This is a genomic window from Bacillus sp. F9_6S_D1_P_5 (assembly GCF_054823925.1).
This window is the reverse complement of record NZ_JBTREW010000013.1, coordinates 135,822-161,788: the sequence shown is the minus strand read 5'-3', so window position 1 is coordinate 161,788 and position 25,967 is coordinate 135,822. Positions and strand designations below refer to the sequence as shown.

At 34.9% G+C, this 25,967-nt stretch carries 17 protein-coding genes; 6 read left to right on the top strand and 11 right to left on the bottom strand.

The window, feature by feature from the left end; translation table 11 throughout:
- Positions 1–37: 37 nt before the first annotated feature.
- Both ACUXEY_RS17660 and ACUXEY_RS17655 read right to left on the bottom strand, forming a co-directional pair.
- Positions 38–1,069, bottom strand: a complete 1,032-nt coding sequence (locus ACUXEY_RS17660; protein WP_461301245.1) for a hypothetical protein — start codon at positions 1,067–1,069, stop codon at positions 38–40.
- Between the two features lie 9 nt (positions 1,070–1,078).
- On the bottom strand, positions 1,079–2,536 hold the full coding sequence (locus ACUXEY_RS17655) for an MBOAT family O-acyltransferase (RefSeq protein ID WP_461301244.1): 1,458 nt from the start codon (positions 2,534–2,536) through the stop codon (positions 1,079–1,081).
- 228 nt (positions 2,537–2,764) lie between these two features.
- On the opposite strand from ACUXEY_RS17655, the gene ACUXEY_RS17650 reads away from it, so the two are divergent.
- Positions 2,765–4,180 (top strand): MBOAT family O-acyltransferase, encoded by a 1,416-nt coding sequence (locus ACUXEY_RS17650; protein ID WP_429600906.1) that lies wholly within the window; start codon positions 2,765–2,767, stop codon positions 4,178–4,180.
- 121 nt (positions 4,181–4,301) lie between these two features.
- Positions 4,302–5,492: a secondary cell wall polysaccharide O-acetyltransferase PatB1 gene (gene patB1, locus ACUXEY_RS17645; protein WP_461301243.1), complete on the top strand. Its 1,191-nt coding sequence runs from the start codon at positions 4,302–4,304 to the stop codon at positions 5,490–5,492.
- A gap of 96 nt (positions 5,493–5,588) precedes the next feature.
- Here patB1 and ea1 read toward each other — a convergent pair whose 3' ends face one another.
- From ea1 to ACUXEY_RS17625, 4 genes are all read right to left on the bottom strand, one after another.
- Complete coding sequence (gene ea1, locus ACUXEY_RS17640) at positions 5,589–8,177, bottom strand: S-layer protein EA1 (RefSeq protein WP_461301242.1); 2,589 nt, start codon at positions 8,175–8,177, stop codon at positions 5,589–5,591.
- 725 nt (positions 8,178–8,902) lie between these two features.
- A complete protein-coding gene (gene sap, locus ACUXEY_RS17635) occupies positions 8,903–11,347 on the bottom strand; it encodes an S-layer protein Sap (RefSeq protein ID WP_461301241.1) in 2,445 nt (814 codons plus the stop codon).
- Between the two features lie 684 nt (positions 11,348–12,031).
- A complete protein-coding gene (gene csaB, locus ACUXEY_RS17630; protein ID WP_429600910.1) occupies positions 12,032–13,129 on the bottom strand; it encodes a polysaccharide pyruvyl transferase CsaB in 1,098 nt (365 codons plus the stop codon).
- A gap of 141 nt (positions 13,130–13,270) precedes the next feature.
- Entirely contained in the window at positions 13,271–14,791 is a 1,521-nt protein-coding gene (locus ACUXEY_RS17625; protein ID WP_461301240.1) for a putative polysaccharide biosynthesis protein, read from the bottom strand.
- Between the two features lie 283 nt (positions 14,792–15,074).
- Here ACUXEY_RS17625 and secA2 point away from each other — a divergent pair, with 283 nt between their 5' ends.
- A complete protein-coding gene (secA2, locus tag ACUXEY_RS17620; protein ID WP_461301239.1) occupies positions 15,075–17,441 on the top strand; it encodes an accessory Sec system translocase SecA2 in 2,367 nt (788 codons plus the stop codon).
- Positions 17,442–17,455: 14 nt separating this feature from the next.
- Complete coding sequence (locus ACUXEY_RS17615; protein WP_429605487.1) at positions 17,456–18,337, top strand: accessory Sec system S-layer assembly protein; 882 nt, start codon at positions 17,456–17,458, stop codon at positions 18,335–18,337.
- 111 nt (positions 18,338–18,448) lie between these two features.
- On the opposite strand, the gene ACUXEY_RS17610 is transcribed toward ACUXEY_RS17615, so the two are convergent.
- On the bottom strand, positions 18,449–18,820 hold the full coding sequence (locus tag ACUXEY_RS17610) for a hypothetical protein (protein ID WP_429600914.1): 372 nt from the start codon (positions 18,818–18,820) through the stop codon (positions 18,449–18,451).
- A gap of 197 nt (positions 18,821–19,017) precedes the next feature.
- Positions 19,018–20,496: a SulP family inorganic anion transporter gene (locus tag ACUXEY_RS17605; RefSeq protein ID WP_461301238.1), complete on the bottom strand. Its 1,479-nt coding sequence runs from the start codon at positions 20,494–20,496 to the stop codon at positions 19,018–19,020.
- 187 nt (positions 20,497–20,683) lie between these two features.
- Here ACUXEY_RS17605 and ACUXEY_RS17600 point away from each other — a divergent pair, with 187 nt between their 5' ends.
- Positions 20,684–21,148 (top strand): hypothetical protein, encoded by a 465-nt coding sequence (locus ACUXEY_RS17600; RefSeq protein WP_098759192.1) that lies wholly within the window; start codon positions 20,684–20,686, stop codon positions 21,146–21,148.
- 149 nt (positions 21,149–21,297) lie between these two features.
- On the opposite strand, the gene ACUXEY_RS17595 is transcribed toward ACUXEY_RS17600, so the two are convergent.
- Positions 21,298–21,426: a hypothetical protein gene (locus ACUXEY_RS17595; RefSeq protein ID WP_276570886.1), complete on the bottom strand. Its 129-nt coding sequence runs from the start codon at positions 21,424–21,426 to the stop codon at positions 21,298–21,300.
- Positions 21,427–21,583: 157 nt separating this feature from the next.
- Here ACUXEY_RS17595 and ACUXEY_RS17590 point away from each other — a divergent pair, with 157 nt between their 5' ends.
- Entirely contained in the window at positions 21,584–21,781 is a 198-nt protein-coding gene (locus ACUXEY_RS17590) for a hypothetical protein (RefSeq protein ID WP_001098287.1), read from the top strand.
- Positions 21,782–22,357: 576 nt separating this feature from the next.
- On the opposite strand, the gene ACUXEY_RS17585 is transcribed toward ACUXEY_RS17590, so the two are convergent.
- Both ACUXEY_RS17585 and ACUXEY_RS17580 read right to left on the bottom strand, forming a co-directional pair.
- A complete protein-coding gene (locus ACUXEY_RS17585; protein ID WP_461301237.1) occupies positions 22,358–23,914 on the bottom strand; it encodes a fatty acid--CoA ligase in 1,557 nt (518 codons plus the stop codon).
- Between the two features lie 345 nt (positions 23,915–24,259).
- The gene (locus ACUXEY_RS17580; protein ID WP_306187301.1) at positions 24,260–25,750 is read right to left on the bottom strand and encodes a coproporphyrinogen III oxidase; all 1,491 of its coding nucleotides are present in this window, start codon (positions 25,748–25,750) and stop codon (positions 24,260–24,262) included.
- Positions 25,751–25,967 lie beyond the last annotated feature (217 nt).

Sequence of the window (25,967 nt, the reverse complement as noted above, 5' to 3'; positions counted from 1 at the left end):
GAAGCAGCATCCATTTGGATACTGCTTCTTTTTTATTCTACTGAAAAGACGCTCGAATTCCCTCTAGCACCTCATCAATATTATCCTTCGTAATAACAATACCGAAATCTTTCGGCACATTATCATCATCTTCTTTTACAACTTTATGTGCAATCATCTTCCCCACTTCTGGTCTGAAATGATGTCCATCCATATAATTATCTAAGTTCTTTGTTACTGAATTTAAATACATGAAATGATGTATTTCTCCAAATACATCGACAGCATCATGGAGCCATCTTTTATACTCTTCCCATCGTCCTGATTGAATCATCGTACGGAACAATGGCTCTGAAACAGGCGTTGTGAAAATATAAAACTTTGCATTCGGATTATGAGATTTTACAGTACCCAATATTTCCTTCATATTTTGATACTCATAATTCCCGCCATAAATCTCTCTACTAAATTTCTCTACTTGCGCGGCAATTTGTGCATCGCGCTCTTCTTTCGTATACTCACGCATCGATTTTACATTATCACGATTATATACATCGATAGTTTTATTGTGATGAATGGAGTTTTGAATTGTATTTCGGGAATGTGTAATCCCATCCATACTCACATACGATTTAATTGGATATAGTAAGCTTTGCGCCTCATTAATATACACTTCTGGTTTATCAAAACCGATTTCTCTATTTTTGTTCGTTCCAAGGAAATCTAAACCAATCACAATAGAAGATAGTTCACTACCTTTTCTCTCTTTTGCATATTCAATGTACGCATCATATTCACGCGGATCTGTACTGCTTACCGCATAATTAAATGCGTTTAATCCGGTAAAATCATTTTCATTGATAAACGTCGTTCTACTACTTCCAAGTATAACGCCATCATAAGTAAACGGACGATATGTTATATAATTCGTTTTTTGTTGTCTCTCATTAAACCCAAACTGAACATCATTCCACTTATTTTTATGCGAGAATAACCAAAGTGAATCTGCATAGCCATTAAATATTCCAACACCAGCAAGTGGAACAAAAACACATACAAAAACGAAAATAAGCCACTGTTTGTTTTTCATATTCTCCACCTAGAAATTAAAGTATAAAAACTCACTAATACTCGTTAAATGCAACACACTATACACAAGTAATATTGCAGTAAATAACGCTGTCCATACTGTCGGACGGAATGAGTCTTTTAACTGAATTGAATTTTTTAAGAAGAAACTAATACATAATGCCCCGAAAATGTACGCTACTATTTCCGTATTTAATAATGAAACATGGTATGCTTCAGTAAATGAAACACCGTACTCTTTTAAAAATTGTAGTTTCTCAATAATAAATACCGGGAACACGCTATTTGCTAGTTCGAATCCATTAAATCCAAACATTCCTTTTAGCACTTTCACCGCATCATGCATCGATGTTGCTCTAAAGAATACCCACGTTATATTAATGAAGAAAAACGTCACGAGCCATCCTGCCCAAGCCGGCATGCGACCTCCTGCTTTATTCCACAAACGATGAACGACAGAAGCTAATCCGTGCAGAAATCCCCAAAAAACAAATGTCCAACCAGCACCATGCCAAAGTCCACTTATTAAGAAGACAATCATAATATTGACGTATGTACGCGTAATTCCTTTTCGATTCCCTCCAAGAGAAATATACACATATTTCGTTAAAAACTGGCTTAATGTCATATGCCAACGATGCCAAAAATCTTGTATACTCACCGCTTTATAAGGGGAATTAAAGTTTTGAGGCAATTTAATATTGAACATTAACGCAATCCCAATTGCCATATCGCTATATCCACTGAAATCAAAGTATAGCTGGAATGTAAACGCTAATGATGAAAGCCACGCTTCAACAAATGTTAGCGACTGCTGTACATCAAATCCTTCCCGTACAACGGGAGATAAAACATCTGCAATCCCTACTTTTTTGAAAATACCGATGGCAAACACAAAAATACCGAGAACGATATAATTTGATTGCCAACGCTTTTTACTACGATCAGCAAACTGCGGCATAATTTGCGCATGGTGCACAATCGGACCTGCAATAAGTTGCGGGAAAAATGTTACAAACAGAGCGTAATCAAGAAAATGACATGCCTCCGTCTCCCCGCGATATGTATCTACTAAAAACGCAATCTTTTGGAATGTATAGAAACTAATCGCAAGCGGTAACGTTAATGATAATAATGTAAAATGAGTTCCAAATAACGAATTCACATTTTGCAAAAAGAAATCATAATACTTGAAATAACTAAGCATCCCTATATTAAATATTAAACCTACCGTTAAAAGGAATTTACTCTTATGCTTCACGAGCCTCATTCCAATAAAGTAGTTCACAATGAGCGATATTAACATAAGCGGCAAATATTTTATATTCCAATAACTATAGAAAAATAAAGATGCTGCCACAAGCCAAGCTTTCGCTAAAGTAGTTTGTCCCAATTTATTTAATAGAAAATATAAAAGAAATGCTATCGGTAAAAATAAAAAAATAAACTCAAACGAGTTAAATAACACACCATCTCTTCCCTTCTAAACAAATCACACCTTATTCATCTTATCTTATCCAGATAGCGAGTGTCAAAAGGATTCCATACCGCTTTTCTTCTATTATATATAATAATTATTTTAATCGAATTATTAACATGCTAAAATATTAAAAGCATCATTATATAAAAGAATATATAATAGATATGTCGGTTTTTTTTTGCACGAAATGTATTTCGAAAAAGTGAGGAGAGTCCTTTGGTATTTAGTAGTTCGATTTTCTTATTTATCTTTTTACCTCTCGTATTATTTCTCTATTTTATAGTGCGTGCCGAGCTACGTAATTTCGTATTACTTGCATTTAGTTTAATTTTCTATGCATGGGGCGAACCACGTTTCGTTCTTTTAATGCTCTTTTCCATTGTATTAAACTACTGCTTTGGCCTACTCGTGCATCATTATGATAAACGAAAAAATATGAAAGTCACATTTTTAATTATGGCTGTGGTCGGAAATATACTATTACTTTCTTATTTTAAGTATATTTCATTTTTCACAGACATTTTAAACAACGTCTTGCACTTATCTATTCATGTGGAACCTATTCCACTACCAATTGGAATTTCATTTTATACATTCCAAGCGATGTCCTATGTCATCGATATATACCGTAAAGATGGGGATGTTCAAAAAAATCCACTTAACTTAGCGCTATATATATCTATTTTCCCTCAGCTTATTGCCGGACCAATTGTTCGTTACAATATCGTCGCTGAGCAAATTAAAACGCGCATCCATTCTTTTGAACGATTCACAGAAGGTATTCAAATTTTCGTTCTAGGACTAGCAAAAAAGATATTAATCGCCAACCAAGTCGGATTTGTCGCCGATAAAATATTTGCCTTACCACCATCTGAAATAAGTGTTGGAACGGCATGGATCGGTATTATCGCCTATACCCTGCAAATTTATTTCGATTTCTCAGGATACTCTGATATGGCAATCGGACTTGGAAAAATGTTCGGATTTGATTTCCCGAAAAACTTCAACTACCCATACATCTCTAAATCTATTTCAGAGTTTTGGAGAAGATGGCATATTACACTTGGCTCTTGGTTCCGCGATTACATATATATCCCGCTCGGCGGAAACCGTGTTTCAAAACTAGCGAATTATCGCAACCTCTTCATCGTATGGGGATTAACTGGTTTATGGCACGGGGCGAGCTGGACCTTTATCGCCTGGGGCTTATATTACGGCTTTATTATTTCAATTGAAAAAGCTGGATTTGAAAAAATATTAAACAAACTATGGAAACCGCTGCAACATGCATACGTATTAATAATCGTTATGATCGGCTGGGTGTTCTTCCGAGCTGACAACTTCGCTTACTCGTTCCAATATTTAAAAGCAATGTTCGGCATAGATGGGCAATCTCTCATTGACGACAATACAATGTTATACGTACATGAATACATTATCGTATTTCTCATTGCCTTTATCGCAGCGACACCAATTTTAAAACGAGTGAAAAACATACTAGAACTTGCACCAAAAACGTACATGTTCACGATGCAATTTGTACGTCCTATATTATTACTAACATTATTTATGATTTCGGTTATGTACTTGATTAACTCAACATATAATCCATTTATTTATTTCAGGTTTTAACTTATCCAGCTATTTGCCGGGCAGCCCTTAAAAGCCCAATGAGTTAAGGCTCATAATTAGCGGGGGGATGAACACCCTCCACTAATTCAAGTTTCACTTTATGTAGGAAGGAAAAGTTATTATGAAAAAATTGGGAAACCTCATCCTGTTTATCGGTTTTCTCACCATTATCTTTTCATTTGGCATATTATCGTTACTCAAAACAGACCGAGACATTTCACCAGTTGAAAATCGGCCGCTCGCTCAAAAACCAGCACTTACGAAAGAAGCTCTCCTAACTGGTAGCTTCTTTAAAGATTTTGAAACATACACAAATGATCAACTAATCGGACGAGATGAGCTAATTAAAAACTATACGATTGCTCAAATTAATATGGGGAAATCTCTCATTAACGACATTATTTTGACTGATGATAAATGGCTCCTTAAAAACCCAGCGTGGACGAAAAAATATAATGAAATTGACCAATCAATGCCCGCTATAAACGATTTATCTCAGTTTTTACAAGAACAAAACGTTGAGTTTTATTTTGCTTTACCACCGTCAAAAACGAATGCATTATCATTTAAATTACCTTCTCATATTCACACATATGCACAGGACAATTTAAATTATTTTCTAAAAAAACTTCCAGCTGACGTAAAGCCAATAAAACTGATGGAGCAATTCAAACAGAACTATACGAACGAAGAAATACAGGACATGTATTTCAAAACAGACCATCATTGGAATATGGACGGTGCCTTCGTAGGCTACCAATATATAATGAACACAATCGGGCAACAATCTTCTATATATAAAGGAAAAGAAATAAAAAAAGAAGACTACACTCGTACATGTGCGCAAAATAAGCATTTAGTCGGAAGCTTCAACAACCAACTATACCAACTCATCGATGCAACAGGTGAAAAATTGTGCTACTACACACCGAATGACGGTTTCAACTTCACAAGCGTAACCGCAAAAGATGTGAAAGGTACTGTTCATCAAAAATTAGATGACATATACGGCGTAGAAAAACAAAAAGATATAACTTCCTACGCAGGTTATTATACGGACGACTATCCAGAAATCGTCTTTGAGAATAACAATGCACAAAATGAAGTACGCGCCTTAGTCCTAAAAGACTCATTCGCAAACGCAATCGTGCCACACTTAGCACAAAGCTTTAAACATACATCCATCCTCGACCTACGTCACTATCACGAAAAAGATGTATATCAATACATTAAAGATAACAACATTAATATGGTATTGTTCGTGTATAGTGATTCGAATTTGAGTGGGGATATGTTTAAATTTAAGAAATAGAAAGAAGCCTCTTGTACATGTACAAGAGGCTTTTTTCTATAAAAAAATCAGTGGGGATTCAATCCCCACTGATTTTTCACTTTATCTATAATCGACTTATAGATTTGGGTTGTTAAGCACGTTCACGTGTACAGCTTGTGAACCGATTTCGCTTGTAATAACATCTTTATCTTTTAATACTTTGAATACTAATGTACCTTTGTCAGTGTACTTAGTAGTTAAAGTATCATAAAGGTCTGCCTTGAAGTTTGGAAGTGCAGAATCACTTGTTTGAGATACTGTTACATCGCCAAGTGTTACATCACCAGCGTTTAATACAGCATCGCCATTTCTATCTAGGTAAAGTTTACCTTGGTTGTCACCTGATTTTACAACACGTACTTTATGTTGTGTTTCTTTCGTTAAGTTAATACCTTTTACGATATCATCAAGGTTACTCTTCTCAAGCTCTAACACAGTACCGATGTTGATTTTCTTCTCAACAAAGTTTTCTGTTTGAACTGGCTTGAAGTTCACAGACTTAATTTCGATTTTCTCTTGAACGATTTCAAGTGTTGCTTTACCAGCAGTTGCACCATTTTTCGTTAAGTGGATATCAACTTTACCTGGTTGTAAAGCTTTAACAACAACTTTATTTCCAACAATTTTAGCTTCAGCTACTGCTGGGTTTTTAGACTCAACTTTATAACCTTCTAAGTTTTCAGGATCAGAGTATACGCGATCTGAAGTGTACTTAGATAATTGATATGCAACTGTATCAGAAACATTTAGGTCAAGTTTCGTATCAGGTGATTCACCGTATTGACCTACTTTAGATACAAGTTCAAAGTTTTTAAATGCAACGTTACCTTCTGTTACGTTCACATATAATGAGCCTAAAGTAGCGCCATTACCATTTTGGAAGTGAACTGTACCTTCGCCTACTTCGTTACCTGTAATACCAACAGTTTTTGTACCAATTGAACCAGAATCAGTTGTTACTACATCTAATCCACCTTCAGCAACTACACCTGTCTTTGGAAGAACTTCTTTAATTGCAGCTGAGTTAGCACCAAATGGATCGCCATATTGGTCAGTTGTTACGAATGTAACAGGTAACGCTTTATTTTGAACAACTTGTAATTTGTCTGGGTTAGCTTTTACTGATACTAATTTACGAGAATCAGTCGTTACTTTAAATTTAACATCTTTCGTTACGTCACCTACTTTAATAGTAAGTGTAGCTTCACCAGCAGCCTCAGCAGTAATGTAGTTGTTTACTACAGAGATAATACCGTGGTTTGAAGATTTGATGCTAATTGATCCTGGATCAACTACTTTATCTTCTCCAGCAATTGTAGCAACTAATTTATTAAGAGATGCTTTTTCACCAACAACTAAGTTTTGGCTATTTAAAGCAAAGTCTTTACCAGCAAGCTTGCTACCATAGTTTACAGCACCATCATTATCAGCATCTACCGCAAATACAACATTTTTAATTGCAGAAGCTGGTGTATCAAGGTTTTTCACCGTAATAATACCAGTGTTAGAAACTGTTAAACCACCGCGTTTTGTAACTTGTACTTCTACTTTGTAGTCACCTGGCTTAATGCCAACAGCTAATTTACCTGTAGTAGAAGTAGCTTCTCCACCTTCAAAGATTTTTGCTTCTGAACCATCTAAGTTATTTGCTACAAATTTGACGTCATGATCTGCTAAGTTTAAGTACTCAACATCAGCGTTACCTTTTTCATCGTTTAATTTGAAAGCAACTGTTTGACCAGCACGATCATCATCAAATGTAAGTTTTTCTACTGCTAATTTTTTAACTTCGTATACAAATTTCGTTACGAATGATTGATTTTTCACTTTTACAGTAAGATTTTTATTTGGAGCTACTTTACCACCAAGTGTTACAACTGCAGAATTACCGTCAGCACTTGCTTCAATCGCAACAGCTTTGTCTCCTTCAAGAGTTACATCTTCAGCAGCAAGCTTATCTAAGCCAGTTCCTGTTAATGTTAATTTCGTTGGTTCAGAAACTTTCACATCAGTTACATATGCTTGTGCATTATCTTTTTTGCCATATTTTTTATCTGTTAATGCGATAAATTGAGCTGCTTCTGCACGAGATACAGATTTATTCGGCTCCCATTTACCACCAGTACCTACAGAAATTCCAAGGTTAATTAGGATGTTTGCTTTTTCTTCACCCCAATGATCTAATAAATCTTCAAATGTCGTAACTAACTCGCCGTTAACTTTATCTTTTAAGTTATAAGCACTTACTAACATAGAAGCAAATGAAGCACGGTCAATCTTTCCATCTGGATAGAAGTTTTCTTTTCCATCACCTTTAACGACACCAGCTTTTTCAACTGCTGCAATATATTTTGAAGACCAAAGATTTTTAGCATCTTTGAAAGAAGGTTGAGCATTTTCATCAACTGGTAAATTTAAAATTTTGGTGAAAATAACAGCTGCAGAAGCACGATCGATTGACTCGGTTGGACCATATGTACCGTCTGGCTTACCTGTAATTGCACCTTTTTCTACTAAGTAGTTAATAGAACCTTCTGCCCAATGACCAGCTGGAACGTCTGGGAATGATTTACCTGCTGCTGCTACTGGAGATACAATCCCTGCTACCATTGCCGCTGTCATCGTACCTGCGATTACTTTTTTGTAAGAGTTAGTCTTTGCCATTTTATAAATTTCCTCCTTCAGGAATATGCTACTAGTTTCATATCATATTAAATTTGAAAACTAGCTAGTTAGAAAAGCCATAAAACAATAAAAACACAAACAAAAATACTATAATGAAAAGTAGTTCACATAAAAAATAATATAAACCGTTAGATGTAAATATAAGGGTTAAATACCATTTTATGAAACAAGTTCATCATACTATACAAAACTATTCGTTATCAAGAACTTTATCAAAAGAAAATTCGACACATTCTGATAATTCAGTCTTTTAATCGTATTATTATCATATTAATAATACTCGAATATAGAAATGAACAAACCGTTTTCCTATAAACCACTCTCACTGCGCTTCGTATATTTTTCATATCGAATACACAATTGGAATTATAGCACATATTTCCACTTTATCACTTAAATATTTTTTACAATAAATACAATTTTCAGACTACATTCGACTTAAATTATTTTATTTCGACAATTTCTTCTTCTTTTCGAATGATTTTTTAACAAGAAAAGGTGTGAATTTACAAATAATTTACATATTAATGAGGTATTCTTCTATTTTTGAAAGCGCTTTTGATTTGTTTCTCAATAAAACTACTCCTTTCAACCTCAAATGTATATGAAATAAGAGCAAAATAAAAAGCCTATGATACTCATAGACTTTTGTCTATTTTCTCATAGGCTTTTATTGATCATTTCATGTATCAAATGATTTTAAATTATTTTGTTGCAGGTTTTGCTTCTTTAATAGAAACTGCAACTTGTACAGCTTTATCAAATTCTACTTTTTGCTCTTTTCCATCTTTTACAACTGTCATGTTTTTCACATAGATAGATGTTGCACCTTTTGCACCAACTGTACCATTTTCAGCTACAACATTTGTATCAGCAGAAACGAATTCTACATTAGAAACTGTTGCTTTTGCTGTAGTTGCAGGTACACCATCAACAGATAAGATATTTAAAAGTGCAGCTTTTATATCAGCATTTGGAGCTACTTCTTTAAGAGATGTGCTTGTAAATTCTACTGCTAATCCTTTAGCAGTTGGTGCTGTATCAACAACTTTGAATGAATGAGTTGTGATTAACTTACCATCTAGTACAACTGTTACTTTATAAGTTTCACCAGCTTTTGCACCTTGACCAACAGTAATTACACTGTTATTTTGTACAGTAACTTGTGCATCAGTTGCGGCTACTTCTTTACCTTCTTTGTTTGTTGTTGTTACTTTTAGTTCAGCTGCTTCTGCACCTTTTAATACTAATCCATTTGCATCTACAGGAAGAACTGAAACAGTCATTGCATTCTTTTGATTTTCCTCAGTAACATATTTATCTAATTCTTTTTCTAAACCACGAACTTCAAATTTAGAGAATACACCTGGAGCTTTTAATTCTAGAGCTAATGTAGCTTTCGCTTCTTTTTCACCAGATTTTGCAGTTAATACAACTGTATAATTACCAGCTTCTTGACCTGCTGCATTCAGAACTAATTCTTTGTTCACATATTTAGCTTCTAATTTTTGATCTTTTAATTCTTTACCATCTTTATCAAGTACTTTCACTGTTATAGGAGCTGTAAACTCTTTACCGTATTGATCTAGTACTGGAGCTTTTACTTTTAAATCTGTTACATCTTTTGTAGAAAGCGCTACGTTAGTTTTTTCTAATTTAATTTCTTTCATTGCTTTTTGAGCAAAAGCTTCAATTTCAACTGTTTTTGAAACAAGTTCTTTACCTTTTGAATCTTTTACAGTTACTTTTACTGGTGCTTTTCCTGCAGATAATACAGTTACTTTACCAGTAGCTTTATCTACTACAGCAACTTCTGTGTTTAATGACTCATATTCAACTTTTCCAGTTGTTACTACATTAAATTGATCTTTCAATTCTACTTGAACGTAAGCATTGTCGCCTTCGTAAACTTTATTGTTTTGTTTGAAATCTTTAGAAGTAAAGTCAGCTTTATTTTGTTCTGCAACTGTCCAGTTAGAGATTGAAGCTACTGCAGCACCTTCAGCAGAAACTTTTACTTCTTTACTTTCAGCTACTACTTTACCGTCTTTTTTGTAAACAGCTTTTACAGTAGTTGAAGTACCTTTTGCTAAAGTGATTTCACCTTTTGCATTAATTTTTTCTGCAGCTGGAGTTACAAACTCAATACCCTCTGGCGAAACAACTTCAGTACCGTTTTCATCTTTAACTGTGAATTGTAATGCAGTTGCCACATCAGCTACAACTGTTTGGTCAGCCATTTCAATTGTTTTTGCTTCTAAAGAACCTACAGCTACTTCTGTTTTACCAACTTTGTTTACATCTACAGTGTAAGTTTGTTTAGCTGCTAAGTTACTATATAATTCAACTGTAGCAGATTTTTTGTCTTCTGATAATTTTACTTCTTTAACTAATACTTTATCGTTGTTAGCTTTGTTAGTTACTTTGATATCTTCTTTAGTTAATTTTTCAACAGCTTTGCTGAATTTAACTTCTACTTTTTGAGTTGTAACTGCTTTAGCAGATTCAACTTTTACTGCTTCTGTACCGAACTGCTTGTCAGTCATAGCAATAAATTGAGCTGCTTCTGCTTTAGTTACAGTTTTCTTAGGCTCCCACTTGTCGCCAGTACCAACAGAGATTCCTAATTCAACTAGGATGTTAGCTTTTTCTTTACCCCAGTTTAATGTTTCTAAATCTTTGAATTTAGTTGCTGGAGTACCGTTTACTTTAGTATCTAATTTGTAAGCTTCTACAAGAAGAGATGCCATTGAAACGCGGTCGATTTTTCCGTTTGGCTCAAAGCCGTTGCCTGTACCTTTAATAACGCCAGCTTTTTCTACAGCTGCGATGAATGGAGTGTACCATTGGTTTTGAGAGTCAGCGAAAGATGGTTTAGCATCTTTATCGATTGGTAAGTTTAAGATTTGAGCCATCATTGTAGCTGCTTCTGCACGAGTTAATTCTTTTCCAGGCTCGAACATTCCTTTGTCGTTACCTGTAACTGCGCCTTTTTCTACTAAGTAGTTGATAGAATCAATTCCCCAGTGATCAGCTGGAACGTCTGGGAATGTTTTACCTGCTGCTGCTACTGGAGAAACAACACCTGCTACCATTGCTGCTGTCATTGTACCAGCGATTACTTTTTTGTAAGAGTTAGTCTTTGCCATTTTATATATTTCCTCCTTAGGAATGTAATACTAGTTCCATAATGTTTTAAATAGATATTCTATTTATCTTTGAAACTAGTAGATATAAATGTGGTTAAAGTATTCTTTATACGTAATAACGTAATATCCCGTATTAAAGAATCATAAAGAAATCATACACCCTTTTCATCCAATTTAAAACCTTAAATTCGACAAAAAAGTGAATTTTCACAATTCTAAACGATCGTTTTTTCGACTTTCATTTTAAAAGGTCTAGATTACAAAATCAGAATATTTTAAATGAATAGAAAAACGCGCCAGAATTACATTTTTAACAATCTTCTTATAACCATTTACAACTATAACAGAAAAAGGTTTCCAATTACAACATCTAACTATAGAGATATTACGACATTAATCGACAACTAATTTTTATATAATTCGACATTTTTCTTACCATCCCATTTTTTTGAAACTACTAAACCTCTTTTCTTATAATTTACCAAATAAAACACCTAACACCAACATTCACTATATATTAATGTTAGGATTTTTAAACATACATCTTATCTCTCAAACTTCTTTTTTATGAGCATGCATTTAAAACCCATTATTAAATTCGACATTTTTCTACAAATCTTTATTTTCTTTCGACATTTTCTTTTTTTCAAAAAATAAAAAAGAGGATGTCCTCTTAAATTAAGGTTACATTCCTCTTTTTTTGGACTCTTTTGAATTCAAGTCACTTATGATGTATCGAGACGCTGTTGAAATTTGTTCTCGTAATTCTTCTACTCTTTGTTCCAATGTTACTTGTACATATTCTTTTTGTTCTAATTGTTTCGCGGCCACATTATACAAAGTTTCAGCGGACCAGTCACCATCTACGTTTCCGATAATCGGCTGATTTACTTGTTGTAAAAACGAATCAATCTTTGGATCATATGAAATACCGACCATAGGAATATTAGCAACCGCAGACAGTATGAGCGCATGCAGTCTCATCCCTATTAGAAGCGAACATTCCGACAAAATTGAAATTTTTTCATGAATATCTAGCTTATATGGAAGCATATGAGCTTCTTCTCCCATTAAGTTAATAATATCGCGTGATGCATTTTGATCAAATGGTCCATGCATTGGTACGAATAAAATATGGTATCCATCACGCTTAAATTTTTTCAGCGTATCTGCTAGCTTCTTCATATAATCTTCTTTCGCATCCCAATATCTCACACTAACTGCAATTACTTTCCCTTGAATCGAATGTTTTTGCAGCCACTCCGACTTCATTCCTTCTGGTTGACATGCCAATACTGGATCTGGAACTAGTTCGATATCTTTCTTAATACCCATGTCTTTTAAATATAAAAATGAATCTTCATCACGAACTGATATGTAGGCTGCTTTTGATACTTGCCATTTCACTAATAAACGATTTTGTCTTTTCGTAATTGGACCAATTCCTTGCGCATAAATATAATACGGCTTCTTCAAAAAGCGAGCAATCCGCATAATACCTGTATAGTACAAAATGCTTTTAATACTCGTTTTATCTTGAAGGAGACTTCCCCCTCCGCTAATTAAACCATCGCTTCTCTTTATTTCCTTATAAATTGCTCTTATATCCCAACGATTTACTGCCTCTACACCGTACATTTTTCTCGTATAGTCAGGGTCATTCGAAAGTACAACAAGCTCCAGAGTAGGATCCTCTTCATGTAGCGCTTTAATAATTGATTGCAAAATTGCTTCGTCCCCAACATTATAAAAACCATAATATCCTGATAAAACTAACCGCACTCTTAATCTCCTCCAACATTTCGCAATCAACTTTTTGTCATGCAACAAATTGCTATCAACTCTTTAATAAGAAAAGTTGGATAACTTCAAATTGATTTCTTTCACAAACATATAAATAACCATACTCATTTATGGGAAAATTCACTTACGTAAAAATGGAATTTGCTTTTTGGATATCCAGTTCAACTTTAATGCGCATATGCCATATATGAACAAGGCGACACAAAATGCTAAACCACTATATATCATTGCAATAAGTCTAGAATCTACCACATTTATTACAGTAGATGTGAAATATAATCCTATCCCTACTATACTAGATACGCCAATTACAGCAAAAAATCTCCCGATTCGAATCGAATAAGCCAATTCTTTTCGAATGTATATATAATTTACGATACAAATCATGATATATATGATAAGTGTACTATAAGCCGCACCAGTTATGCCAAATTTACTTACGAGTACTATATTTAATATGACTTTTACAAAACTCGCTCCAACAACAATCCACGCTGCTTGCTTAGAACGATTAATTCCTTGCAAAATTCCTATTGATAATACCATAAGTGATGTGAAATACGAACTACCAATTAGAATAGCTAACATGCCGCTCCCTTTAGCATCTGTAAACAATCCAACATTTAACGGAACTGTAAGCGCCATAAGCCAGATTGTTATCGGCGTTGTTAAAACATGAGCAAGCTCATTTGTTCGTTCAATTGTTTGTTTTGCTAACGCTATATCTTTCTTTGTTAATGCAGCAGTTAACAACGGGATTAACGGAAATACCATCGCACTTGCAAACACGACAATTAATTGTGTAAACGCAAAGCCACGACTATATATACCAAATTGTTCTTGAATCGTTGTAGTAGATTCATGCAACATATGTGGAATCGTTACAGAATCAACTAAGTTTAACATCGGCATCGATAATGCTCCAATTGCAATTGGAATCGAAACCTGAAGTATCTTTTTTGCATTATTTTTAAAATCTTGTAATGAATATGTAGTGCTTTTATAACGATATATACTTTTTACATACTTCAATCTTAAATAGATAAGTGATGTAATTACCCCAAGGCAAGAACCAATCATTGCGCCACCTGTTACAACATCACTATCTTTATTCCAAGATACAAATAAGAATGCAATTGCTAACATAAAGAAAACACGAATGAATTGCTCAATTACTTGTGACACTCCGGTAGGAATCATATCTCCAAAACCTTGGAAATACCCTCGATATACCGCCATATATGGTGCGATTAATAAAGCAAACGAAGTAATAATTAATGGAAGTCTCGTATCTTGTCCGCCAAGCATATTTGCAAACATGCTGGATCCAATCATAATAACTGAAAATCCAAGCACTCCAAATATTACTCCAATAATAGATGCTGACGTAAATAGTTTAGCAATCCCTTCTTTATCATTCTTCTCATGAAGTTCAGCAATTAACTGTGATATAGCTAGCGGTACTCCCGCTACTGATAAAGTTAAAGCAATCATATATACAGGAAAAACAAGGCGAAAGATCCCCAGCACTTCATCTCCTGCTATATTTTGTAATGGGATTTGAAAAAAACTTCCCAACACTTTCGATAAAAACGTTGTAATCGTTAAAATCGCAGCGCCTTTCACAAACTTATTATTCATCTTCTAGCTCTTTTCTTTCAATATATAATTTTCATACATATTACATCATAAAACGAGATAACTATATTCTTCTCTTTTTAGAAAAATTTCACTTTATCTCATTTAGCTATCATACCAAATTTATTATACATTGAATACTCTCTTTCTTTAATGGCTTTCAAATATACTATTTGCAATAACACCTTATTTCTATCCAGTTTTTTCTTCAATTTACTACTTCTACTTATTCCGGATAAACATGTGCTATAATGTAGCTATTGTCAGTAAGAGGAGTGTTTACAACATGCTGAATTCGGTAAAAAAGCTGTTAGGAGATTCTCAAAAGAGAAAACTAAAAAAATATGAACAACTTGTTCAAGAAATTAATAATTTAGAAGAAAAACTATCTGATTTATCTGATGAAGAATTACGTCATAAAACGATCACATTTAAAAACATGCTACATGATGGAAAAACAGTGGATGATATAAAAGTAGAAGCATTCGCTGTTGTACGTGAAGCTGCAAAGCGTGTACTTGGATTACGTCACTACGATGTACAGTTAATTGGTGGCCTTGTACTATTAGAAGGTAATATTGCCGAGATGCCAACGGGCGAAGGAAAAACATTAGTTTCTTCTCTTCCAACATACGTACGTGCTCTTGAAGGAAAAGGCGTTCACGTTATTACTGTAAACGACTATTTAGCAAAACGAGATAAAGAATTAATTGGCCAAGTTCATGAATTTCTAGGTTTAAAGGTTGGATTGAATATTCCTCAAATCGATCCTGCCGAAAAGAAACTTGCTTACGAAGCTGATATTACATATGGTATTGGAACAGAATTTGGCTTTGACTATTTACGTGATAATATGGCCGCTTCAAAAAATGAGCAGGTGCAACGTCCCTATCATTTTGCTATTATCGATGAGATTGATAGCGTTTTAATTGATGAAGCGAAAACGCCTCTTATTATCGCCGGTAAGAAATCAAGCAGCTCTGATTTACACTATTTATGTGCAAAAGTTATTAAATCATTCCAGGATACCCTTCATTACACGTACGATGCAGAAACGAAATCTGCTAGTTTTACAGAAGACGGTATTACAAAAATAGAAGATTTATTTGATATCGATAACCTATATGATTTAGAGCATCAAACTTTATATCATTATATGATTCAAGCATTACGAGCTCATGTCGCTTTCCAATGTGATGTTGACTATATTGTACATGATGAAAAAATTCTACTCGTAGATATTTTCACAGGCCGCGTTATGGATGGTCGCTCTTTAAGCGATGGTTTACACCAAGCTCTTGAAGCAAAAGAAGGTTTAGAAATCACTGAAGAAAACCAAACACAAGCGTCCATTACAATTCAAAATTTCTTCCGTATGTATCCAGCATTATCTGGTATGACAGGTACAGCAAAAACGGAAGAAAAAGAATTTAACCGTGTATATAACATGGAAGTTATGCCGATTCCGACAAACCGCCCTATCATTCGTGAAGACAAAAATGACGTCGTGTACGTAACAGCCGATGCTAAATATAAAGCTGTACGTGAAGATGTTCTAAAACACAATAAACAAGGACGCCCGATTTTAATTGGGACAATGTCTATTCTGCAATCAGAAACTGTTGCTCGTTACTTAGATGAAGCGCATATTACATATCAATTATTAAATGCAAAAAGCGCAGAACAAGAGGCGGATTTAATCGCAACAGCTGGACAAAAAGGACAAATTACAATTGCGACGAATATGGCCGGACGAGGTACTGATATTTTACTAGGTGAGGGTGTCCATGAAATTGGTGGCTTACATGTAATTGGAACAGAACGCCATGAATCAAGACGTGTTGACAATCAGTTAAAAGGTCGTGCCGGTCGTCAAGGAGATCCAGGTAGCTCTCAGTTTTTCCTTTCTTTAGAAGATGAAATGCTAAAACGTTTCGCACAAGAAGAAGTCGAGAAATTAAATAAATCACTGAAAACAGATGAAACAGGACTGATTCTCACTTCTAAAGTCCATGATTTCGTGAACCGTACACAATTAATTTGTGAAGGTAGCCATTTCTCAATGCGTGAGTACAACTTAAAGTTAGATGATGTAATAAATGACCAACGTAACGTTATTTATAAATTACGTAATAACTTATTGCAAGAAAATACAAATATGATTGAAATCATTATTCCAATGATTGATCATGCTATAGAAGCTATTTCTAAGCAATACCTTTTAGAGGGTATGCTTCCGGAAGAATGGGATTTTTCTCGTTTAACAGCAAGTATAAACGAAATTTTACCAGTAGAAAACATACCATCACTATCAGCGAATAATGTACATTCACCTGAAGATTTACAATCCGTTTTGAAAGATACATTATCTCTTTATAAAGAGCGCGTAAATGAACTAAATAGCAATACTGATTTACAGCAGTCGCTACGATATGTTGCCCTTCATTTCCTAGATCAGAACTGGGTAAATCATTTAGATGCAATGACCCACTTAAAAGAAGGCATCGGGCTAAGACAATATCAACAAGAAGACCCTACTCGTCTGTATCAAAAAGAAGGTTTAGATATCTTTTTATACACATATGGTAATTTCGAAAAAGAAATGTGCCGCTATGTTGCAAGACATTTAGGTGCTCCTGAAAACGTACAATAACGAGGTGAAAGATTATGTTATCATTCCTAAAAAGAGCTAAGAAAAGCGGAAAAGATACGACTGTCTCTAGTAATCAATTATTCGGACAAGAAGAAACAAATACTGAAAATAAAACTGTAAAACCAACGCTTTACTTCCACCCAAGCTGGGGTACAGTAGCACAAGAACAAAAATACATTTATCAATTTTTACATAAAGAACTTCCACGTTTACAAGAATATCAAATTTCTTTATCTGGAATTGAAATTGAAAAACGTGATAATGGTTATGACGTAGCTGTATTTATTCGCAGCACTGTTCCGAAACCAATTTCTTTCGAAGAGGTTACATTAATTCTTCTAAATAAAGAGCAGAAACTATGCGCACGAAAAACATTTAACCTTTCTGCACTTGGCGATATTCCTGCAAATGTAAATATGCCATTCATCTTTACATTTGAGCAAGAAACAATTACGGATGCTGCATTATCGCAAACAGATTGGGAATTAGCATTTGAACTTGAAAGTAAGCATGCATTAGATTTAGATCCATCTTGGGAAGCTCAGTTACCTGAAGCAAGCAAAGAAGCTTTACGTAATTTCGTAGACAATTTAACACCTCCAAATGATGGTGAAATTAACTTCCTAGGTCTGCAAGCTGCAAGAAAAGAAAACGGTGATTTACATACAACACTTCTTATTCGTAACGGTTGCAAAGACACGATTCAACTAGAGCAACTTCCACTTCATATTGAAGATGCATCAGGTGCAGTTGTCGTGAAAGGTGCTTTCACGTTACCGAATCTTGAAATTAAAGCGAACACTACAAAACCGTGGTCATTTGTTTTCCCTGCTTCATCTATATTAAAAGAAGATATGGATCTATCTTCTTGGAAAGCATTTGTACCACAAGACTAATAAGAGAGGCTGCTCTAAAAGCAGCCTCTCTTATTCTTTCCCATACAAAAAAACCTGTTCAAAAAGATGGTCATCACACCTCCTTGAACAGGCTTATTCTTTATGTAAAATTTATTTCGTTACTAATAAACGTTCAATATGATATTCAGCTTCTAATTTGCACATTTCATCTACATGCTTCACTTTATTTTTCTTTAATTGCTCTACTTGCTCTTCGCTCGGCTCTTCATTAATAAGCTCGTTAATTTTTTCATTCACTTTCACTGCTAACGCTTGATGGAAATCTGGATGTTCTTTCAACTCATCATCTACTTTATTAATCCAAGTTGATTTTGTGTATAAATATTGTTTCCACTGTTCAACAAATTGCTGCATATCAAATTTTTCTTCATTCCATTCAATTTCTTTCATATACTTCTCAAAAGAAACAACAATTGATCGCGTAATCCCGATTTTCACTCCGTGTGGTAACTGTTTGTACATCAAATATTCCCTCCAGCTTAAAGCTCTTCCTTCTGAATATAAAGGAATCTCAAAATTCATATACCTTCTTATAATAGCACATTGCTAATCTAAGATGTTACTATACTGCTAAGATTAATAAATGTCAATAAACGCAAAATATCTCTATATAGAGATATTAAACCGAATAAAAAACACCCTCATACGAGGGCATTTACTTATATAGCTTCAGCTTTTACAAACTGTAATTTATCTTTCTGCTCATTACTCGCCATCGTTACTAACGTGTTTTCAATATGAGCAGGCACTTGTTCTAGTGTCACACTCGCACCTACTTTATCCGACTGCTCCACAAAGTTCAGCAAAGCCATTGCGCCTGATACATCCATATAGCGCACATCTTTCATACGTAAAACAACCGGAGACTTTACGTCTTGTAAAGCATAAAAAACACGATCCACTGTTAGGAAAGAAAGTGGACCTTTAATTTTATATGTTGCGTCCTTCTCTTTTACAATAGAAGTTTTACGTTCTTTACATTTCACGATGTATATGATGAATGAAAGAATAATACCGAATGCAACAGCGATCATTAAATCAAACTTCACTGTGACAACCATCGTTACGAGCATAACAATGACATCACCTTTTGGTGCTACATGCATTTTCTTCATACTTTCCCAATCAAACATACCAATACCAGTTAAAATTAAAATACCTGATAATACAGCGAGCGGAATGTATTGTACGACCGATCCAAGTCCCATAATGAAAATAAATAATATAACACTATGCATACATGCTGAAAGCGCCGTTTTACCACCACTTCTTATATTCACGATAGACCGTACAGTCGCCCCTGCACCTGCTAATCCGCCAAACAACCCGCTCACCATATTACCAATACCTTGTCCGACCAGTTCTTTATTACTTTTATGACGTGTACCCGTCACATTATCCATTACGACCGATGTTAACAACGAGTCAATCGATCCTAATAAAGCAATACTAAGCGCTGGTAAAATAAGTTCTGCTACACCTGTTCCGCTTAAAGATGGAATATGAAGCGTCGGCATCGCTTCTGGAATCGTTCCAATCTTCTCAATCACCTTATTTAATGACAAGTTTCCGATAACCGGCAACTTCACTGCAAGCCCTTCTAACGCCGAAGAAAATAAAGGAAGCATAGCTGTCACACCAACTAATGCAACTAAACTAGATGGAATAGCCTTAATCCATTTTCCAGAAACAATCATTACAATAATCGTTAATATTACGAGTAGAAAACTATTTTGCACATGCTTCATTTCACCTAAAATAATAATTAATGCGATTCCGTTCATAAATCCTGAAACGACAGGATACGGAATGTATCGAACGTAAGAACCAAGCTTACATACACCAAATAAAATTTGAAACAGTCCCGCCATCATAAAGGCTATAAAACTCGCCTCTAATCCGTGCGTCGCAATAACCCCTGTTGCGATAACAGTAATCGGCCCAGTTGGCCCCGTTACTTGCCCAGGTGTCCCGCCAAATAACGCCGCAAATAAACCTGCAAAAATCGCACCATACAATCCGACTAGTGCTCCCTCAGACGTTCCTGTTGCAGCAATACCAAATGCAATGGCAAGTGGCAACGCAACAATTGCAACAGTAAAACCAGCTAAACATTCCTTTGCTATTCTTTGAAACATATAATAACCACCTTCACATTAAGTCCACGTTCCATTGTACACCTAAAAGAATACATTCGTTAGTCCACTTTTTACAGTCTCGTGACGTAAACGTATTCAATTGCAAGCTCACACCGCATCTTTGGAAACCATTGTAACTGTGCTATAATAGATAAATTAAATCTTTTATTATATATTTGGAGGCACTATGCTAACTTTTGAAGAAAAATTATCGATTATTGAATCTTTCCCAGAATTAGAAAGAAAGAACGTATCATTAAAACGCGTGAACTTTCACTTTGAAGAAAGTCGTTTAGATAAAAAGAACGTTGTTTATCACTTACATCCAAATGGAAACGGATTTGTATATGCAAGTGGTATTAAAGGTTACAAAACAGATGATAAAGGTATGGTTAACATCCGCGAATTTTCAGCAGATGAATTACGCTCAGTAATTGAGCAATCAATTGAATTACTTTCACAAGAAGAAGTAGTTGTTCCTGCAGAACCTGCGAAAGAAGAGGAATGGCATAACGAAGACGGCCATATCCTTACTCTTATCTCAGAGGACGATATGTGGAACGTGTACGCTGGTGTAAACTTAGATGGTACATTCAACTCTTATCCAGAAGCTGCGGAATACCTTGATGAAGAAGGATTTTCACGTAAATAAAAGTAGAAAGTGGGCATCCCAACATGACCATCAAACAATGTTGCGAACCCCATTTCATTCAACGATTTTTATAACAATAAAAAACCCTCAAGTATATGAATGCTTGAGGGTTTTTCAATTAAAAAGTAGAACTACTGAAAGTTCTTACATTAAGAACAAAGTGGAATTATTCCTAAACCAATTAATAGAGCTGCTGCTGGAATTGGTACAGGAATTTGAATACCTTCTACAAATAAGAAGTATTGACCACTTACTATTTTAAAACAAACTAATTGCATGGCTATCCCTCCCTTCTGTTATATTAATATAATTAAATGGTTTGTTTTTTAAAGTTACTATCTCTTCAATATCTTCACCTTTCTTTTTGACTATATAAACTCCTTCCTCACACTATCTCTATTAATTTTCATAAAATGATTTAGAGGAGGATTAAAAATGAATACAACTGCTAGATTAGTAAATTGGAAAGAACATGGAGATATGATTATTCTGGAATGTGAATCAAATGGAAAACGCTTCGAGATATCAACATATAAACAAAGAATATATAATGCCCACCTTTTGTCAGATGACGTGTATGTTCGTTTAGATTCATCTGATAATATAATTGGAATAAACATTTATAAAAAATAAGAAAAGCCCCCTATTTTTTGTAGGCGGGCTTTTCCTTTATTACAAAATAATAAAGTATACTCTCATTTCCTTATGAAGTTTATGTAATTATACATATTCACAAAAAATAAACTAAATGAATATTACATGTAGTAAAATATAACTTGTGGACACGTTCTATAAAGCAGATTCTTTTAAAAGGCGTAACATATCAATCATTTTAGGGGATGTGGCGTTACTCCAATACTAAGTTCAAATCTCTTGTATTTTTTGAACTAACAATTAGTGTATATAGACGATTCTGTTTTATAGTATGTGTTTACACTTATAACAAAGGGGTAATACGGATAGATTCGTATGAAATGAAAATGGTTCAAGTCGGAAAGAGGCACCTTAGGGTGTCTTTTTTTGTACATTACATCACTTTAGTTCTTTCACATTGTTTCAAATGTACGAATTACTCTTCATTACAAAAAAACGAGAATTAAGTGAAGATTGATTGATCTTCACTTAATTCTCCACCTCTACAAAAGAACAAAGATATTGCTTACAGACAAACAGGCGAAAATTACGTAGATATGAGGCATCCGAAACTTTCTATTTTTTCGCGCCTTTCAAAGACTCCCTAAGCACAAACTTCTGCAATTTCCCACTCGCATTACGAGGAAGTTCATCCACAAATAAATAATGACGTGGGCGTTTATAATCTGCTAATTCATCACTTTCTTTACAATATATTTCCAAATCTTTTTCTGTAATCGCTTCATCTTTCTTTACAATGACAGCCACTACACGTTCTCCCCATAATTCATCTGGCTCACCAAGCACCGCAACATCTAATATACCAGGATGACTATGAAGGAAATCTTCAATTTCACGTGGATAAATATTAACGCCGCCGCTAATTACCATATCATCTACACGATCTGCGACGAATAAATATCCATCTTTATCGAAATAACCTAAATCACCCGAATGATACCATCCTTTATACATCGATTTTGCATTTGCTTCTTCTCGGTTATGATAACCAGCCATCATAGTTGGGCCGCGCAAAATAATCTCCCCAACTTCATAAGGAGGCAATACATCATCTGGCTCTGCTGGTACATCTTCGTTCGGTTTTACAATGCGGATTTCATGACTAAAGCATGGTGTTCCCGCTGAACCTGCTTTCGTAATTTGATCTTCTTCTACGAGAAACGCAACTACTGGTCCCATTTCTGTCATTCCGTATATTTGTACAAGATCAATATAAAGACGTTCTTTACATTCTTTCACTAGCGCTGGAGCCATCGCTGCTCCTCCATATATACCAATCTTCATCGATGTTAAATCGTACTGCGTTAAATCTTTTTGCAGTAACATATTCCACATCGTCGGTGCTGCAAAAAATGTCGTAATCTTCTCTTCTTGAATCGTATGTAATACTCTATCCGTATCAAAGTGATGTAAAATAACATTCTTTCCACCAACTTGAATGCGCGGAATGATTCCAGCATTTAACTCGCCGCAATGATATAAAGGCGCCACTACAAGCCCAGCACTATCTCTATTATATTTTAAGAAATACGTACAAATCATACTATGCTCAGCCATTTCACGATGGCGATGTAACACGCCTTTCGGATGACCTGTCGTACCGCTCGTATATAGCATAGAACAATAATCCATTTCATCAATTTCGATATCTACTTTGTCAGAAGATGCTGCATTCACTTTTTCATGGTAGGAACTTGCATAAGAAGGTGTATCGTCTTCTACATACCAAAAAGACGAATTTGGGAAATCTCGTTCAATGATAGCGACAGTTGATTCAACTGCTTTTTCAAAAACAACGACTTTCGAGGATGCGTCCTGAAGAATATAAGATACTTCTTTTGCTTTTAAGCGGAAATTAATTGGGTTAAAGATCGCTCCAATTTTCGCACAGGCTAAGTAAACGTTTACAAATTCACGGCAGTTATATAAGTAAACAGATACAGTATCTCCCTTTCTTACTCCTTCTTCTAATAGAGCGTGCGCCGTTTTATTTATTTGCTCATCCCACTGTTTATAAGTCCAGCGAATATTTTTTTCTGGTTCCACTAACGCCTCTTTATTCGGATACTTACCAACAGATAAATCAAAAATTCTCCCTATCGTCATGTACATGCCAACAATTTCCCCCTTTTCTCTTTCATAAATCTATCATTTCGTCCATAAGTAGACATTGTCCTCTAATGATTTGACTAATTTTTCTGATTATTATCGACATAGTTTTACAAACGGTTCCGCTTGTCAGTAAGTGAAATTATATCGGCGATTTTTTGAATATATCAACCGTAACTCAATTTATATCAGCGATTTTTCGAATATATCGACTTACCGACAAAAACTGACAAAGCAGAGTGGAACTGTAATCGGCCCACACCGATCGAGCATTTACGGGCAGCCCGACTCCCACAAATAGCAGGATAAAAAAAGAGGTTGTTCCAAATTGGAACAACCTCTTTCTTCTTATACAAATAGCTCTTCTAAAATTTTCAGTTTATCTTCTGTATATTTTACGAAGCCATCGTTATATGATTTTGGATCTTTCGGATTTGCGAAATGCGTAATTGCACCTGTCTTCGGATGAACAAATTTACTTGATGCACCACAGCCAAGTCCGATAATTGATTGAACTTCTTCCATAATGACAATGTTGTAAATACTTTCTTGCGTCGGCATTGCATAACCAACGTTCTCTAAGTTACCTAAAATATTCTTTTGACGGTATAGGTAATATGGTACGTAATTATGCTTTTGCGTCCATTCTTCTGCTTCGTGCATCATCGCTGTAATTTCTTCACGACCTGCTACTTTATATTTACGTTTGTTTTGCGTCATTTCAGAAGCACGTTTGAATGATAACGTATGAACTGTTAACGATTCTGGCATTAACTTTTCTGTTTCATCTAACGTATGCTTGAAGATATCTAACCCTTCACCAGGAAGACCAATAATTAAGTCCATATTAATATTGTTCATTCCCATTTCACGAGCTAAATGATACTTCTCAATTGTTTCTTCTACAGTATGGTGACGTCCGATTGCTTTTAATGTTTCTTGATGGTATGACTGCGGATTAATACTAATACGGTCAATATTCCATTTATTTAACACTTCTAGCTTCGCTGGCGTAATTGTATCTGGGCGACCTGCCTCAACTGTTACTTCACGCACATTTTTCACATCTGGGAACGCTTCATACATTTCTTCATACAGCATATCCATCTCTTCTGCTGTAATACTTGTCGGTGTACCGCCGCCGTAATAAATCGTCGTAACTGTTACACCTTTTTCTTTTAAAAACTTACCAATTTCACGAACTTCATAATGTAAACCACCTAAGAATGAATCAACAGAGCCTTGGCGTCCGTTAATTGCATAAGCCGGGAATGTACAATATGCACATTTTGTTGGGCAGAATGGAATACCGATATAAATACTTACTTCCTCTTTCAAACGGTATAAATCCGGAACTACCGCTAATTGGCAATCCACAATACGCTGAAGAAGTTCAATTTTTTCTTCATGAATTAAATAGCTTTCACGAAGCTCTTGATGTGCTTCTTCTTTTGACATACCATTTTGAAGCATTTTATGAAGAAGTTTTGTCGGACGAACTCCTGTTAAAATGCCCCAGCTTTGTTCAATACCAGTTAACTGCTGAAGAACAGAAAGATATACATAAGAAACAACGTGTTTCACTTGCTTCATACGCTCTTTTTCATCTGTGAAAGCAGATAAATCTTTCGCGAATGTTTCTTCATACACATTTCCAGTAGCAACATCTGTTAAACGAGCAGATGCTTTTACATTCTCTTCAATGTGTATATCAACGATTAAATTTGCTTCCTCTTGTTCAAATCCAATCGTACTATCTTCAAAAAATAAGCCGCCAATATTTTGCAGCGGACGTAAAAAACGATCATCTTGTAACGTTTTAATTGAAATTAACAACATTATCACCTTTTCATTTGCAAACTCTCTTTAGTTTACTTGAAGGGCGTTTGCAGGTCAATACAGAAGGTTTTACCTTATTTTAATATCCTATTTAAAACAAACTTAATATTGATTTTTAACGAACTTTTCTTAGTTGTATAGACATTGTAATATACTCTTGTTACAATCTAGAACGTATTAGTACTTGCTACTAATTTAAATACATATAAAGGAGGAC